General features: G+C 63.1%; 16 protein-coding genes and 1 pseudogene. 7 read left to right on the top strand and 10 right to left on the bottom strand.

The genetic code is table 11. The features are described from left to right. Positions 1–7: 7 nt before the first annotated feature. Genes ACWTU8_RS20605 through ACWTU8_RS20585 form a run of 5 tightly spaced genes read right to left on the bottom strand, consistent with a single transcriptional unit; the run spans position 8 to position 4752 of the window. The gene (locus ACWTU8_RS20605; RefSeq protein ID WP_455849593.1) at positions 8–1306 is read right to left on the bottom strand and encodes an NAD(P)/FAD-dependent oxidoreductase; all 1299 of its coding nucleotides are present in this window, start codon (positions 1304–1306) and stop codon (positions 8–10) included. After that, positions 1303–2286 carry a branched-chain amino acid ABC transporter permease gene (locus ACWTU8_RS20600; RefSeq protein ID WP_065008421.1) on the bottom strand — a complete coding sequence of 328 codons (984 nt, stop codon included), beginning with the start codon at positions 2284–2286 and terminating at the stop codon, positions 1303–1305. Before ACWTU8_RS20600 ends, ACWTU8_RS20605 begins: the two co-directional genes overlap by 4 nt. After that, complete coding sequence (locus ACWTU8_RS20595) at positions 2283–3191, bottom strand: branched-chain amino acid ABC transporter permease (protein WP_455849592.1); 909 nt, start codon at positions 3189–3191, stop codon at positions 2283–2285. The genes ACWTU8_RS20600 and ACWTU8_RS20595 overlap by 4 nt, the downstream gene beginning before the upstream one ends. Continuing rightward, positions 3188–3955, bottom strand: coding sequence for a branched-chain amino acid ABC transporter ATP-binding protein (locus ACWTU8_RS20590; RefSeq protein WP_455849591.1), 768 nt, complete (start codon positions 3953–3955; stop codon positions 3188–3190). Before ACWTU8_RS20590 ends, ACWTU8_RS20595 begins: the two co-directional genes overlap by 4 nt. Continuing rightward, positions 3952–4752, bottom strand: coding sequence for an ABC transporter ATP-binding protein (locus tag ACWTU8_RS20585; protein ID WP_455849590.1), 801 nt, complete (start codon positions 4750–4752; stop codon positions 3952–3954). The genes ACWTU8_RS20590 and ACWTU8_RS20585 overlap by 4 nt, the downstream gene beginning before the upstream one ends. A gap of 127 nt (positions 4753–4879) precedes the next feature. Here ACWTU8_RS20585 and ACWTU8_RS20580 point away from each other — a divergent pair, with 127 nt between their 5' ends. Genes ACWTU8_RS20580 through ACWTU8_RS20555 form a run of 6 tightly spaced genes read left to right on the top strand, consistent with a single transcriptional unit; the run spans position 4880 to position 9263 of the window. Beyond that, positions 4880–5608 carry a GntR family transcriptional regulator gene (locus tag ACWTU8_RS20580; RefSeq protein WP_455849589.1) on the top strand — a complete coding sequence of 243 codons (729 nt, stop codon included), beginning with the start codon at positions 4880–4882 and terminating at the stop codon, positions 5606–5608. Positions 5609–5612: 4 nt separating this feature from the next. After that, on the top strand, positions 5613–6098 hold the full coding sequence (locus tag ACWTU8_RS20575) for a DUF3830 family protein (RefSeq protein WP_455849588.1): 486 nt from the start codon (positions 5613–5615) through the stop codon (positions 6096–6098). Continuing rightward, the gene (locus ACWTU8_RS20570; protein ID WP_455849587.1) at positions 6099–6458 is read left to right on the top strand and encodes a TIGR04076 family protein; all 360 of its coding nucleotides are present in this window, start codon (positions 6099–6101) and stop codon (positions 6456–6458) included. Next, the gene (locus ACWTU8_RS20565; RefSeq protein ID WP_455849586.1) at positions 6455–7513 is read left to right on the top strand and encodes an aldo/keto reductase; all 1059 of its coding nucleotides are present in this window, start codon (positions 6455–6457) and stop codon (positions 7511–7513) included. Before ACWTU8_RS20570 ends, ACWTU8_RS20565 begins: the two co-directional genes overlap by 4 nt. An 8-nt stretch (positions 7514–7521) precedes the next feature. Continuing rightward, positions 7522–7950 carry a DUF4440 domain-containing protein gene (locus ACWTU8_RS20560; protein WP_455849585.1) on the top strand — a complete coding sequence of 143 codons (429 nt, stop codon included), beginning with the start codon at positions 7522–7524 and terminating at the stop codon, positions 7948–7950. Between the two features lie 53 nt (positions 7951–8003). Next, on the top strand, positions 8004–9263 hold the full coding sequence (locus ACWTU8_RS20555; protein WP_455849584.1) for an ABC transporter substrate-binding protein: 1260 nt from the start codon (positions 8004–8006) through the stop codon (positions 9261–9263). A 30-nt stretch (positions 9264–9293) separates the two neighbouring features. Here ACWTU8_RS20555 and ACWTU8_RS20550 read toward each other — a convergent pair whose 3' ends face one another. The 3 genes from ACWTU8_RS20550 to ACWTU8_RS20540 form a co-directional block, all read right to left on the bottom strand. Next, positions 9294–10268, bottom strand: a complete 975-nt coding sequence (locus ACWTU8_RS20550) for a sigma-70 family RNA polymerase sigma factor (RefSeq protein WP_455849583.1) — start codon at positions 10266–10268, stop codon at positions 9294–9296. A 22-nt stretch (positions 10269–10290) separates the two neighbouring features. Beyond that, on the bottom strand, positions 10291–10830 hold the full coding sequence (locus ACWTU8_RS20545) for a dihydrofolate reductase family protein (protein ID WP_095518144.1): 540 nt from the start codon (positions 10828–10830) through the stop codon (positions 10291–10293). A gap of 141 nt (positions 10831–10971) precedes the next feature. Next, positions 10972–11511 (bottom strand): Lrp/AsnC family transcriptional regulator, encoded by a 540-nt coding sequence (locus ACWTU8_RS20540; RefSeq protein WP_065008381.1) that lies wholly within the window; start codon positions 11509–11511, stop codon positions 10972–10974. A gap of 48 nt (positions 11512–11559) precedes the next feature. On the opposite strand from ACWTU8_RS20540, the gene ACWTU8_RS20535 reads away from it, so the two are divergent. Next, positions 11560–12738: an MFS transporter gene (locus ACWTU8_RS20535; RefSeq protein ID WP_455849582.1), complete on the top strand. Its 1179-nt coding sequence runs from the start codon at positions 11560–11562 to the stop codon at positions 12736–12738. 144 nt (positions 12739–12882) lie between these two features. On the opposite strand, the gene ACWTU8_RS20530 is transcribed toward ACWTU8_RS20535, so the two are convergent. Then, entirely contained in the window at positions 12883–14013 is a 1131-nt protein-coding gene (locus ACWTU8_RS20530) for an anhydro-N-acetylmuramic acid kinase (protein ID WP_455849581.1), read from the bottom strand. A 6-nt stretch (positions 14014–14019) separates the two neighbouring features. Next, positions 14020–14195, bottom strand: a pseudogene (locus ACWTU8_RS20525) (esterase); the annotation flags it as partial. Positions 14196–14200 lie beyond the last annotated feature (5 nt).

Below are 14200 nucleotides of genomic sequence, written 5' to 3'. Positions count from 1 at the left end.
ACGTCGACTAGCGCCCCTCATCCAGCCGGTCGCGCAGGATGCTCAGCGGAAGCAGCATGGTTGGCGCATGCCGCATCAGGCCATGGAGCGGGATCGGCGACGGCGGCGCAAACGGCAGCGGCAAATCCTGCGGCTTTGTTCCATCAGCCCAATCCGCAAGGACCTTGCCCATGCTCGTCGTCATGGCAATGCCACGTCCGTTGCAGGCAAAGCCCGCGATCAGGCCAGGCCCGAGGTCGACAAGGTGCGGCAGGAAGTCGGGCTCGACGGCGGCCATCCCCGACCAGCTGTAGGCGAGTTGTGGGATTTCCGGGAGATCGAGGTGTTTTGCAAGCCGGCGCCAGATCGCATGCGGCACCCGCGCGTCGGCGCCGGGACCAAGACTATGCATGCCGCCGGTTATCAGCCGGTTTTCGCTATCGAAGCGGAAGGTGAAAAGATTGCGCCTGGTGTCGCCGACGCCTTGCCCGCCTGGAAGCAGGTAAGTGCGGTATTCGCGCGGCAGCGGAGCCGTCGCGATCTGGAAGATTTTCAGAGGAAAGTAGGTTCGCTGCAGCGCACGGTGCAGCGACCCGCCATAGGCGTTGGTGGCAATCAGCACCTTTCCAGCACGCACCGAACCCGATTCCGTCTTCAAAGCCCAGCCATCTCCGTCGCCGTCGATCAATGCAACGCGCGTATGCTCGAAGATGCGGGCCCCGGCCTTTTCCGCCGCGTTAGCGAGCCCGCGCGCATATTCGACCGGATTGAGGACACCGCCCGACCGGTCCATCCAGCCGCCGGGATAACCCCGAATGCCGGTCAGATCTTCGGTTGCCTGCCTGTCCAGCGTAACGGTCGGTCTTCCGCGCCTTGCCCATTGTTCGGCACGCAATCTGGTTTTTTCGAGAGCGGCCTGCGAATGGGCCGGTTGTATCCATCCGCTCTGGACTGCGTCGCATTCGATGCGGTGCCGTCTGATCAGGTCGAAGACGAGGTCGGCGCTGCCGGTGGCGAACTCGACAAGGCGTTCGCCGCGTCCGGGTCCGAGCTGGGCAATGATATCGTCGGGGTCTCTTTTCGCGAAATTCGGCACGACGAAGCCGGCATTCCTGCCGGTCGCGCCCCAGGCGATGATTTCCGCTTCGAGGACGGCGACCGAGATGCCTTTTTCGGCGGTATGCAGCGCGGTGGAAAGGCCTGAGAACCCGCCGCCGACAATCGCCAGGTCGACATCGAGTGCGCCTTCGAGGGTAGGCCGGTCACGGCGATTGCGGCTGACGGCGTGCCAGAGGGAAACGCCGGAAGACCCGGCAACCTCGATCATGACGCTGTTCCGCTCTCACCCGTAGCCACTCGGACACGCTTGCCGAATCTTGGCCGCCACGGCCTGTCGCCAAACAGGCCGTTCGGCCTGACCAGAAGAATGACGCACAGCATCACGCCGATGGCGACGATCTGCAGCGAGGCGGCGCGGGCCTGCTGTTCCGGCGAAAACAACACGCTCGTTAAGGCTCCCGATCCGGCCCATATCGCCCAGACCAGGATGCTGCCGATGACGGCGCCGATGTTGCTGCCCGAGCCGCCGACGATCAGCATCACCCAGACCTGAAAAGTCAGCGCCGGCAAATAATTGTCCGGAGCGATGAAGCCGGTGAAATGCGCCTGCAACGCGCCGGCCAGTGCCATGATGGCACCGCCCACGGCAAAGGCCTGAACGCGGTAGAAGCGTGCGCTTTTCCCCAGGGATATCGCTGCCCGCTCATCCTCGCGAAGCGCCTTCAACACGCGCCCCCACGGGCTGCGCGACAGATGCTCCAGCGCGAGATAGACGATCAGCGTCACCACCGAAACGACGGCAAGGTTCGACAGGTTGAACAGCAAAGGCGTTTCGGCGAGGCCGCCGAAAGGACGCGGAATGAAGCCGATGCCGAACGGGCCGCCCGTCAGCTTCTGGGCATTGAGCGCCACCAGCTGCACGACGACGGCAACGCCGAAGGTGGTGATCGCCAGATAGTCCGATCTCAGGCGCAGCGTGGCAATGCCGGTAATCGCGGCGGCGATGCCGCCCACCAGCATGGCGCCGAGCCAGCCGACAAGGATCGGCAGGCCGAAGCCGCCCAGGCGCGCAGCATCGTCGGGCGTGGTCAGCAGTGCCGACGTGTAGGCGCCGATGGCAACGAAGCCCGCGAGTCCGACATTGAAAAGGCCGGTGAGCCCCCATTGCAGGTTGAGCCCGAGCGTGACGAGCGAAAAGATCAGTGCGGTCGTCAGGAAGAAAGCGCCATAGCCGAGCAGATCCATCAGCGTTCTCTCACTCCGAAAAGGCCGATAGGCCGCACGAACAGCACGGACATCAGGATGATGAAGGAGACGGCAGCACGCCATTCGGCGCCGACCAACTGCACTGCGCCGGCTTCGGCCATACCGATGATCAATCCGCCGAGAACAGCGCCAGGCACGCTGCCGATGCCGCCGAGGATGGCGGCCGCAAACATCGGCAGCAGCATGTCGAAACCCATGAATGGACGGATCTGGATGAGAATGCCGATCATCACGCCGGCGACGCAGGCTAGCGCTCCGCCAATGATCCAGGTGACGCGCACGATCTTGGCGACGTCGATGCCGACAATGCGCGCCAAGGCCGCATTCTGGCTCAGTGCCTGCATGGAACGGCCGGTCTGGGTGCGGGTCATCAACAGATGCACGCCGAGCACGAGCACGGCGGTCAGCAGCAGCAGCGCGATCTGGTCGGGAGTGACGCGAATGCCGAAGCCAACCGGTATGGCGATCTGGATGGCCCGGCTGAAATAGGTCGGACGCGAGGTGAAGATGAATTCGAGCAGGCTTCTCAGCGCCATCGAGGCGCCGAAGCTCGCCATCACCACAATGATCGCCTGGCCCTTGGCCCGCAGCCGCGCGAAAAGCATCATGTCGAGCAGCAGCGCCAGCAGGCCGGTGATCGCCATGCCGATGATTACCGCGGCGATCAGCGGCCAGCCGAAGGACAGCGGAGCCATCGGCGCGATCTTGCCGAACATTGCGCCGATGGCGCCGACGACGGCGAGCGTCGCATAGGCGCCCCAGGCCATGAAGTCGCCATGCGCGAAGTTCGAGAAGCGCAGGATCGAATAGGTGAGCGTCACGCCGATGGCGCCGAGGCCGATCATCGAACCTGCCAGCAGTCCGTCGACGACAAATTGCAGGTTCATGCCGCGCTTCCTTTGCCCGAGTGCCGGTCTCTTTCAGGATCGAGACGGCGCTGACCAAGATAGAGTTCGGCGACGACCGGATCGTTCCAGAGCTCGGAGGCGATGCCCTCGTGCCGGTCCTTGCCCTCGACCAGCACATAGGCGCGATCGCCGATGGCAAGTGCTGCCTTGGCGTTCTGTTCGACCAGGAGAATGGTGACGCCGGATTTGCGTATACCGGCCAGCATCTCGAACACCATCGACACGAATTTCGGCGACAGGCCGGCCGACGGCTCGTCGAGCACCAGCACCTTGGGATGAACGATCAATGCCCGGGCAACGGCCAGCATCTGCCGCTGTCCGCCCGAGAGATTTCCGGCGGCGGTTCTGCGCTGACGGACGAGGTCGGGAAAGGCCGCATACATTTCCTCGATGCGGGCAGGGGTCTCGCGCGGCATCAGGATGCCGCAGGCAACCTTCAGATTGTCCTCGACTGACATCAAGGGGAAGATGTTTTCGGTCTGCGGCACGAAGGCAAGGCCGAGGCGGACCATGATATGGGCGGGCGCCGCGGTGATATCCTTGCCGTCCAGCAGGACCGTGCCGCCGGTGATCGGGACAAGGCCGGCGATCGCCTTGATCAAGGTCGACTTGCCGGCGCCGTTGGGGCCGAGAACGACAACGATCTCGCCCTTGTCGACGGTGATTGAGGCGCCGCGCACGATCGGGACGCCTGGCTCGTAGCCGGCTTCGAGGTCGCGGACATCGAGAACCGTTTGGCTCATGCCGCGCCTCCGAGATAGGCCTCGATGACGCGCGGATCGCGTGCCACCTCATCAGGCGTGCCTTCGCACAGGAGCTGGCCGCTCGCCATGACTAGCACCCGGTGGCAGAGCCGCGTCACCATGTCGATATTGTGCTCGATCAGCAGGAAAGTAATGCCGCGGGCGTTGATGTCGCGGATGCGATCGATGATGACTTCGAGCAACGTCGCATTGACGCCGGCCGCCGGTTCGTCGAGCAGGATGATCGCCGGGTCGGCCATCATGACGCGGGCGAGTTCGAGCAGCTTGCGCTGGCCACCGGAAAGCACACGCGCCGGCTCGTGCGCCAGGCGGGCGAGCGTGACGAGCTCGAGCAGCTCGATGGCTTTCGTCTCGGCCGCCCGCTCCTCGGCGGCGACCCGCCGTGGCGTCAGGAAATTGGCGAGCAGTCTTTCCCCGGCCTGCCCCTGCGCGGCCAGCATGACGTTTTCGATCAGCGTCAGGTTGGGCAAGGGCCGGGGGATCTGGAATGTGCGGCCAAGGCCGCGGCCGATGCGGCGATGCGCTGCCTCTCCCGACACCAGTGTGCCGTTGAGAAGGATGTCGCCACTGGTCGGCAGGATGCTGCCGGCCAGCAGGTCGAACATCGTCGTCTTGCCGGCGCCGTTCGGGCCGATGAGGCCGAGTATTTCACCCGGCTGGACGTCGAACGAGACATTGTTGACCGCGACGAGGCCGCCGAAGCGCCGGACGACGTTTCTGGCCGTCAGAACCGGCGTACGGGTGTCCGCCCGCTGTTGTGCGGTTGTGTCACTCATGGAACCCTCGGGCCGAAAGCGAATGTCGCCGCCTTCTGGTTTGATTTGTGATCACACTTGCTTTGATCACGCTATTCGGCTTTAATTTCTTCCGCAAGCCGAAAACGGGCCAAGACCGGGACTGCCCATGCAGAAGGCCGTCATCGAAAAGAACAACGAGGTGGTCGCAGCCCAGCTTACGCCGGTCGGCCGCGAAACCGTGCAGGATCGCGTCTATTCGGAGTTGCGCCGGGCCTTGATCGGCGGCCTTTTCGAGCCGAGCCAGGTTTTGACGATCCGCGGCCTCGCCGACGCGCTGGTCACCAGCACCATGCCGGTGCGTGAGGCGCTCGGACGACTGATCACGGAAAAGGCGCTGGAGGCGCTTCCCAACCGTTCCGTGCGCGTGCCGCCGATCACGCTGGAGCGTATCGACGATCTCTTGCGCGCCCGCTCCCTGATCGAGGGCGAAGCAATCGCGCTGGCCGCCACGCGCATGAATCCGCGCCAGATTGCTTCGGTCGAAGCCATGCTCGGCGAGTGGGACGAGATGCGGGCGTTAAAGCACAAGAAGGATATCGACCGCGAGGCGACGCTCAACCAGAGCTTCCACTTTGAGATCTACCGTTGCTGCGGCTCCGCCGTGTTGATCCCGATGATCGAGAGCCTGTGGCTGCAATCCGGACCCTGTATCCGCGTCGCCATATACGCCTTTTCCGAAGCCGGCGAGGTCGATACCGCCCACTATCACCGCAGCATTGTCGCAGCGCTTGCAAGGCAGGATGCCCAAGCAGCGCGCGAGGCGCTGGTGGCCGACATCAGCCGGCCCTTCGCTTTCCTGCGCGACAAGCTTCAATCCGCCAATAGGAAAGATTGAGGGCATGACGCTTGCCATCAGCATCGCCGAGCCACGCTCAAAGCTGTCCGTGACGGCGCTTCTGTTGCCTGAAAAGGCGCCCGAGAACGCTGCTTTCCTGCTGGCCTATCTCGAGCAGCCGCGCGTCGTTGCCGGCATCCATGCGATGTGGACAGGGCCGGAAATCTCCTGCCCGGTTCCATCAGCGGATATTGAGGGCCAAGCCTATGCCAGGCCGTTGCCGGCGGAGAATGCAACCCTGACGCCGCAGGCGGGCGACATCGTGCTATCCTACGTGCCGCCGCGCATGTGGGGCGGTAGTCCGAATGCGATATTCGACATCGGCCTGTTTTATGGCCAGGGTGCGCGTCTGCTGTTCCCGATCGGCTGGCTTGCCGGAAGCGTGGTCGCGCAGGTGCGTCCCGAGGAGCGCGACCGGTTCGCCGTCGCCTGCGGCGTGATCCGCCGCAACGGCGCTTGCGAAATTACCTTCACTCGGGTGGAGATCTGAATGGCTGAGAGCGACGACAGTTTCGAACTCTTCGACCTTCGCGTCGAGGCGGTTGTCCCCGAGGGCAAGCCGATCTATTGCGGCGCCAAATCAGGCGATTATTTCGAGCTCAAGGGCGAGATGCTGTCGATGCCGGCGGGGCAGGGTTTTTCGATCTATTCGATATCAGCTGTGTTGCCGCTGCTCGCGGCAAAACAGCGCCCGACCCACAGGAACGACTGGATGACGTCGGATGCCGAGATCGCCTGTCCCGATCCCAATTGCGCCAGCCGGCTGAGGATCATCAGGACTGGGAAGCGGCGGTTCAGCCATGCCGAGACCACGGCGGTGCCGCTGCCGAAGGAGAATGACCAGAGATGACCGAAAAGTCCTTCGAGCTCAGCCCGGGCTATACGATCTCGCGCGTCATTCGCGGCGGCTGGCAGCTTGCCGGCGGACACGGCGCAATCGACCGCGAACAGGCGGTGACCGACCTGATCGCCACCTTCGACGCCGGCATCAGGACCTATGATTGTGCCGATATCTATACCGGCGTCGAGGAACTGATCGGTGCGGCGCGGCTGCGGTTGGCCAGTGAGCGCGGTCTCGACGCCGCCACCAAAATGAAGGTGCACACCAAGCTGGTGCCTGACTTGGAAAGGCTTGCGAATATCAGCCGCGACTATGTGAGAGGCATCGTCGACCAGTCGCTGCGGCGGCTGAAGACCGAACGGCTCGATCTCGTGCAGTTCCACTGGTGGGATTATGCAGTGCCCGGTTACGTCGATGCGATGGGCTGGCTCAACGACCTCCGCCTGGAGGGCAAGGTGCGCAACGTCGGCGCCACCAATTTCGACACGCCGCATTTGGCCGAGATCCTAGCGGCCGGCGTGCCGCTGGTCAGCCAGCAGCTGCAATATTCCGTGCTCGATCAGCGGCCGGCCAACAGCCTTGCAACACTTGCCAGCCAGAACGGCGTCAGTCTCCTCTGCTACGGTTCGGTGGCGGGCGGCTTCCTCAGCGAGAGATGGCTTGATGTCGCCGAGCCGCAGACGCCGCCGCTCGAAAACCGGTCGCTGGTCAAATACAAGCTAATCATCGATGATTTCGGCGGCTGGGATCTCTTCCAGGAACTGCTGGGGGCATTGAAGGCGGTCGCCGACCGCCACGGCGTCGACATCGCCACCATCGCCAGCGCCTGGGTGCTGGAGCAGCCGCAAGTGGCGGCCGTCATCGTCGGCGCTCGCAACCAGGCGCACGCCCTTGCCAATGCCGGGATCATGGACATCGCGCTCGATGTCGAGGACCGGGCGCGGATCGCCGCAGTGATCGCGCAAAGCAGCGGGCCTCTCGGCGACGTCTATACATTGGAGCGCGACCGCCACGGTCGCCATGGCTCGATTATGCACTACAATTTGAACGCCGGAAGAAAATGAGCTCGGCCATGAACGAGAAGCCCTCTCTGCTTTCACGCGCAAGCGCAGAGATCGTCGATCTGCATCGCTTCTTCGTCGACTGGTTCGACAGGGCGAGCGCCGACAGGGTGGATTTCAGCCGCTTCGAACGCGTCATGGGTGACGGCTTCTGCATGGTCGCGCCGAGCGGGCAGGTCCTCGATCGTAAGGCGGTGCTCGATCATATCAAGGCAAGCCGCGCCGCCTGTGACGGCGATTTCGCCATCTCGATCGAGGATATCCGGGCCGGCTGGCAGGCCGGCGACACGATCGTCATCAGCTACGTCGAGGCACAGCAGCGCGCCGGCAAGCACAGCCGTCGTCGCTCGAGCGCCGTTTTCACCACCAGTTCATCGGCGCCCAACGGCGTTGAATGGCGGCATCTGCATGAAACCTGGCTGCAGATGCCGGAAGGCTGAACAGGCTCAAGACATGAATTGAACCAGAGTCGTGTGACGAAAGGGGAACAACAATGACAAAGATGATACTTCTGATCACCACCGCGCTAGCTCTGCTGACGGCAGCAGGTGCAGCGCAAGCCGCCGATTGCAAGATCACCGTTGGCCTCGTCATGGAACTGACTGGCCCGGCCGGCGAATACGGCCAAGCCGGCGCTAAATCGGTCGAGATGGCTTTCCGCGATATCAACGCCGCCGGCGGCGTTCGCGGTTGCGATCTCGCGACCGACACGCGCGACAGCCAGAGCCAGGGCAACATTGCGGTCGACGCCGCGACCCAGCTTGTGCAGGTCAAGAAGGTGCCGGTGATCATCGGCGGCATCATCTCCTCGGTGTCGATCCCGATCCTGACCTCGGTCACCGCTCCGGCCAAGATCGTCCAGGTGTCGCCCGCTTCCTCGTCGCCGACGCTGACGGCGCTCGGGCGCGATGGCAAGACCAACGGCATCTTCTTCCGTACCATCACCTCGGATGCGCTGCAGGGCGTCGCCGCCGCCAAATATGCCATCGACAAGGGCTTCAAGAAGCTGTCGGTCATCCACGTCAACAACGACTTCGGCGTCAACATGGTGGCCGAATTCTCGCGCGCCTATAAGGCGCTCGGCGGCACCATCGTCTCTGACACGCCTTACAATGAAAAGCAGTCGAGCTATGCCTCGGAAGTGACCGCGGCGATATCAGGCGAGCCGGACGGGCTTTATCTCGTCAGCACGCCTGTCGACGGCGCAACCATCGCCCGCACCTGGATTTCGCAAGGCGGCGTCCAGAAATTTCTGCTCAATGACGGCATGAACAGCCCGGACTTCATCGAATCCGTCGGCGCCGATTACCTGAAGGACGCCTATGGCACTTCGTCGGGCACCAGCCCGACCGCATCGACCGAATATTTCACCAAGAACTACAAGGAATTTTCCGGTATCGAACCATCGAACCCGGCAGCCGACCGGTCCTATGATGCCGGCGCCATCGTCGGGTTGGCCATAGCCATTGCTGGTTCCGAGGATCCGGCCAAGATCAAGGACGCGATCTACAAGGCGGTCGATCCGGCCGGCACGCCGATCTATGCCGGCAAGGACGAGTTCGCCAAGGCGCTCAGCCTGATCAAGGATGGCAAGCCGATCCGTTACGAAGGCGTCATCGGCCCGGTCGCATTCGACAAGTACGGCGACATCACCGGCCCGTTTCGCCTCTGGAAGATCGTCGACGGCAAGGTGACGACCGACGGCGAGATGACCACGGATGACGTCAACGCCCTGCAGGCGAAGCTTCAGTAAGGCGCCTATGTCTTGTCCGGCATCATTTCACTAGGGTTGATGCCGGACACTTGCATCGTCCCGTTTGTTGCCCGGGCGTGCGCCCGGTTGGTTGGGGATGGAAACGAACACCGCTCTGGCCGCCGGCATTATCCAGGGACAGGCGTAATAATCGGCAATGCGGTTTATGACCCCATCGATCGCTTCGATCCGAACCGGATGGGCTGGTTTCCAACCGCCTTCGCCGCGGTGGAGCACGAGCAGCACCGCTTCGCCATCGATCTCGCCAGTCACCATCTTCCAGGTCATTTGGGCGTTTTCATACTCGACAAAATAGGGCGATTCCAACAACTGGCCCTTGAAGCAATCCGCGACCCGCAATTGGGCATCGGCGCTGATCAACGCCCGCACGCCATCCCAGTCACGGCGATTGAAAAGCTCGACATAGCGGTTGAGCAATTTTGAAAGCTCGGCATTGCGCTGGGACTCCGAACGGACGTCTGGTTCGTTTGGCAGCATCGCCAGCTTGGAGCGTCCACGGCTCAACGCCGCCTTGACGCCACCCACGGTCGAGCCGACGAGGCCGGCGATCTCTTCCAGCGAATAGTCGAATACATCCTTGAGCAGGACGCAGGCGCGTTCCCTGGGCGGCAGGTGGATCACCAGCCGTTCGATCGCGCGATCGGCGCCCTGGCCCGGCGGCTCGACCGGCAGGATGATTTCGTTTTCGACGAAATTGGCCTCCGCACGCTCGCGTGCTTGTCTGCTTCGCAGGAAATCGATGCAGCGATTATGCGCAATGCGAAACAGCCAAGGGCGAAGAGCGCTCGGATCGTCAAGCTTCTCGATCTTCCGATAGGCTTCGAACAGGGCCTCCTGCATGAGGTCTTCGCCGTCGAGCGTCGAACCTGTCATGCGTGCACAGTAGCGGTGCAGCCGTCCGCGCAAATGTGCGACCGTCTCCAGGAACGCGGCGTAGCGGACGTCAAAAAGCCCGGTTGGATCGATTCTTGGCTGCATCCTCATGGTATCAATATCCAGAGACGGATCACCGTGGGATATAGGTCAGCGTGATGACGCCGTTCTTGAACCGGTGCGTGTTCACAAGCTCCAGCTTGACCAGGGACGGGTCGATATCCTGGAAAGCGCGTTTGCCATGGCCCACACGGGTGGGCACGATGGAGAGCTGATACTCGTCGACAAGCTTGTTGGCGAGCAGCGTCTGGTCGAGATTGCTCACCCCATATTTCAGTATGTCCCCGCCGGCCTGCTGCTTGATCCTAGCGATTTCGGCGGCGACATCACCCTCGATCAGCGACGCGTTCCAGCTCACGTCTTTGAGGCTGCGTGATGCGACAAGCTTCTTCAGCCCGTTCATGCGATCCATATACTTGCTACCCTTGACCTGCGGCCAGCGCGCCGAAAACATTTCATAGGTCACGCGACCGAGCAGGAAAAAATCCGCCTCGCCAGCCTTTTGGTAAGAATGCTCCCTGGCTTCTTCGTCGAAGAAGGGCGAAGCCCAGTCCATTGGTGCTTCGATGACGCCGTCCAGCGAAATGAAGCTGCCCACGATCAATTTTCTCATTGCACGTCTCCGGTTGCGCAGCAGGCCTTCCCGTCATGATCGAGAACCGGCGAACGAACCGGTCCCTCGATCGTGACAAGGCACCCGATAGCTAAGACGTTCCCGGTTCGATTTTGGATACGCGCGTGAAGATCGTTTGAACTAATACAGCGGCTTGGCCATGTGCCGGGGCGACGGCCATTCTGTCGTGATCCCGGGCTGCACCGGCCGCTCGAGATAGGTCGACAGAACCACGTAGCTTCGTGTCGAGGTGACGCCGGGCGTTTCGTAAAGCCGCGACAGCAGGCCTTCGAGCGCCCGAGTGTCCTCGGTGCGGACCTTGATCAGCATGCATGTGTCGCCGGCCACCGAATGAATCTCCTCGACTTCGGGGTGCTCGGAAATCGCCATCAGTTCGGGGGTCTTTCCCCAACCCTTGGTGTCGATGTGCACGAAAGCGAGCAACGGCTTGCGCACCGCCTTGGGATCGATGATCGCCGCGGTGTTGCGGATGGCGCCGCTGCGCCGAAGCCGCTTCACCCGTTCATGCGCTGCCGGCGGCGACAGGCCGACGCGATCACCGAGCTCGGCATAGCTGATCGTGGCGTCATCGACCAGAACGCCTAATATCTTTCGGTCGGTTGCGTCAACATCGCGGGCAGCAGGCCGGTTCTGCGGAACGCCATCTGTTTCTTCATCCATAATGAAGTTCCTTGTTGATACAGAATTTAATACGGCCATTATGGCCATATGTCGAACAGTGATCAAGTCGCAACTTTGACGGCAAGGCCGCCTATCCCGGCGCTCGCTTATCTGCTGACCGGATGCATAGCCGTGATCGGCTCCAACTCGCTGGTCCTCGGTCCGATAGCACCGGCAGTGGCCGCGTCGTTTACGACGAGCGTGCCGGCCGTCATGATCGCGTCCGCTGCGTTCGGTCTTGGCACGTCGGCAAGCGCCTTGTTCCTGGCGCGCTATATAGATCGGCTCGGCGCCCGTCGCATGCTGCAAGGGGCGTTGCTGCTGCTGGCGATAGCACTTGTGTCCAGCGCTGCCGCGCCGACGGTAACGACGCTGGTTGCGGCCCAGCTTCTCGCCGGCATCGCTGCCGGTGTCGCCATGCCGGCAATCTATGCCAGCTCGGCCGCGATTGCGCCGCCTGGCCGCGAAAGCGGGACGATCGGCGTCGTGCTGACCGGATGGACCCTCAGCATGGTGGCCGGCGTCTCATTATCGGCGGTGCTTGCCGACCTCGTGTATTGGCGCGCTGTTTTTGCGGCGGTAGCGGTCCTTACGGCGCTCGCATTGACCGGTCTTACGCTGACGTCGCTGAGCGATGTCAGGAAAAGCGGCCCGGCGCCGACGCCGCTCAGCGCTTTGGCCGTGCCCGGCATAGTGCCGCTTCTGGTCGCCTGCGGCGCCTTCATGACCGCCTTCTACGGTGTCTACGGCTATCTCGGCGATCACCTTCACAATGGCTTGGGACGGCCGGTCAGCGCCAACGGCTTGGCCGCGCTCGCCTATGGCGCCGGCTTCGGCATGGCGGCGCTTCTCGACGGCGTGATCGATCGCCTCGGCGCGCGACGCGTCATGCCGTTCGCCTATCTGCTCGTTGCGGTCGTCTATGTCGCGCTTGCCGCGGCAAGCGGCAGCTTCGGCCTGACCATCGCGATGGTGGCGGCCTGGGGTCTTGCCAATCATGTTGGACTGAACGTCCTAGTTATGCGCCTGTCGGCGCTCGATCCGGCGCGGCGCGGCACGATCATGGGTCTGAACAGCGCCGTGACCTATCTCGCGGTGTTTGTCGGAACCACGGCCTTCGGACCGCTTTATTCCAGCTTTGGTTTTGCGGCATCGGCCGTGGTCGCAGCGTTGCTCATGCTTGTCGCGGCCTCAGCGGCAGTGTGGCGTTCGCCGCGGTCCGTGTAGTCGCGGAGCCACGCGGCTGATCGAGACGTTCAATCCCCAGGCGGTCAAGGTCTATGAGCGTCGGGGTTATCGGCCTTTCGGCGTGCTTCCCGATCTTCCCGTCGGCCGCAGCCGCGTCTTCCTGCAGAAGAATCGTCGGCTTGATTAGCCGGCGAGGCGTCCGCCGCGCATCGGCTGTGGCACACCAGTGGTGGTCGGGAAGCTGATCGGCAGGCCCCTGAGCACGCGAACCGCAAGGAAGGCAAAGCATTCCGCCTCCACCGCGTCACCCTTCCAGCCGAGCGCCTCCGCCGGCACGGCTTCGACACCGGCACGGCTGGCGAGCATGGCCATGATCGTCGGGTTGTGGCGGCCGCCACCGCTGACCACCAGCCGCTTCGGCCGGTGTGGCAGGAGGTCGAGCGCCTTGCCGACGGCGGCGGCGGTGAAGGCCGTCAGCAGTGCAGCGCCATCCTCAGCGTTCATCCCATCCGCCATGGCTGCGCCGAAGTCGAACCGGTCCAGCGACTTTGGATAGGGCTTGGCCAGATAGGGATGCTGCAAGAGCTTGGTCAGCCGCGCTTCGTCGACAGTGCCGGCGCGGGCCAGCGCGCCGTCGCGGTCCATTTCGCCGAGCCCTTTGGACTTGATGAAATCGTTCAACGGCGCATTGGCCGGTCCGGTGTCGAAGGCAACGACATTGTCCTTGCCATCCCACCAGGTGACGTTGGCGACGCCGCCGAGATTGAGAACGGCCGTGTCGCCGCTGGCGTCCGCATCGCGCAGCAGCGCGGCGTGATAGGCCGCGGACAGCGGCGCACCTTGCCCGCCGGCGCGCATGTCGGCCGAGCGGAAGTCGTAGGCAATTTTTGTATCCAGGATGGCATGCATCAACTCGCCATCGCCGAGCTGGCGGGTCTGGCCGGGCCGGCCGACTTGCGGAGCACGATGCAGCACGGTCTGGCCATGGAAGCCGACGACCCCGATATCGGCCATCTTCAATCCACAGCTTTCGACCAGGTCCTTGACCGCCGCTGACTGGGCGCGCGTCAGCGCTTCTTCAGCTTCGCGAAAGATCGCCGGCTCCGGTCCGGTGAAATTCCACACCCTGGCCTGATCCAGCGTCTCCTCCAGCAGGGTCCGGATCGACCTGGGGTAGGGTGCCAGCGTGTAGGTGCCGAAATCCGCGATCCGCTCGCCATCGGTCTTGATCAGCGCGACGTCGATATTGCCGTCGAGGACGGTGCCGGTCATCAGGCCGACGGCCCAGATTGGCTGGTCACTTTTCGCAATCATGATTTGTTAGGCTCCATTGGCGAGATCGCCGACCGATTGGCGAAGCGATTCCGCTGTTGAATGATGTGTCGGATGGATCCGTTTGGCGAGCAAGGTCCATGCCTTGCCTTTGTCGAGGTCGATCCACAGTCGGATGCCGGTAAAGCGGTATGCCCGACCCCGTCCCTGCACAGCCGGCCGCCGCCAG

The sequence above is a fragment of the Mesorhizobium sp. BHbdii genome (assembly GCF_053848045.1).
This window is presented reverse-complemented; position numbering and strand designations above follow the sequence as displayed.

What these genes read in the sequence shown, in the direction of transcription:
- ACWTU8_RS20605 (WP_455849593.1), bottom strand. Translation starts at nt 1,306, where the DNA reads ATGATCGAGGTTGCCGGGTCTTCCGGCGTTTCCCTCTGGCACGCCGTC.
- ACWTU8_RS20595 (WP_455849592.1), bottom strand. Translation starts at nt 3,191, where the DNA reads ATGAACCTGCAATTTGTCGTCGACGGACTGCTGGCAGGTTCGATGATC.
- ACWTU8_RS20590 (WP_455849591.1), bottom strand. Translation starts at nt 3,955, where the DNA reads ATGAGCCAAACGGTTCTCGATGTCCGCGACCTCGAAGCCGGCTACGAG.
- ACWTU8_RS20585 (WP_455849590.1), bottom strand. Translation starts at nt 4,752, where the DNA reads ATGAGTGACACAACCGCACAACAGCGGGCGGACACCCGTACGCCGGTT.
- ACWTU8_RS20580 (WP_455849589.1), top strand. Translation starts at nt 4,880, where the DNA reads ATGCAGAAGGCCGTCATCGAAAAGAACAACGAGGTGGTCGCAGCCCAG.
- ACWTU8_RS20575 (WP_455849588.1), top strand. Translation starts at nt 5,613, where the DNA reads ATGACGCTTGCCATCAGCATCGCCGAGCCACGCTCAAAGCTGTCCGTG.
- ACWTU8_RS20570 (WP_455849587.1), top strand. Translation starts at nt 6,099, where the DNA reads ATGGCTGAGAGCGACGACAGTTTCGAACTCTTCGACCTTCGCGTCGAG.
- ACWTU8_RS20565 (WP_455849586.1), top strand. Translation starts at nt 6,455, where the DNA reads ATGACCGAAAAGTCCTTCGAGCTCAGCCCGGGCTATACGATCTCGCGC.
- ACWTU8_RS20560 (WP_455849585.1), top strand. Translation starts at nt 7,522, where the DNA reads ATGAACGAGAAGCCCTCTCTGCTTTCACGCGCAAGCGCAGAGATCGTC.
- ACWTU8_RS20555 (WP_455849584.1), top strand. Translation starts at nt 8,004, where the DNA reads ATGACAAAGATGATACTTCTGATCACCACCGCGCTAGCTCTGCTGACG.
- ACWTU8_RS20550 (WP_455849583.1), bottom strand. Translation starts at nt 10,268, where the DNA reads ATGAGGATGCAGCCAAGAATCGATCCAACCGGGCTTTTTGACGTCCGC.
- ACWTU8_RS20545 (WP_095518144.1), bottom strand. Translation starts at nt 10,830, where the DNA reads ATGAGAAAATTGATCGTGGGCAGCTTCATTTCGCTGGACGGCGTCATC.
- ACWTU8_RS20540 (WP_065008381.1), bottom strand. Translation starts at nt 11,511, where the DNA reads ATGGATGAAGAAACAGATGGCGTTCCGCAGAACCGGCCTGCTGCCCGC.
- ACWTU8_RS20535 (WP_455849582.1), top strand. Translation starts at nt 11,560, where the DNA reads ATGTCGAACAGTGATCAAGTCGCAACTTTGACGGCAAGGCCGCCTATC.
- ACWTU8_RS20530 (WP_455849581.1), bottom strand. Translation starts at nt 14,013, where the DNA reads ATGATTGCGAAAAGTGACCAGCCAATCTGGGCCGTCGGCCTGATGACC.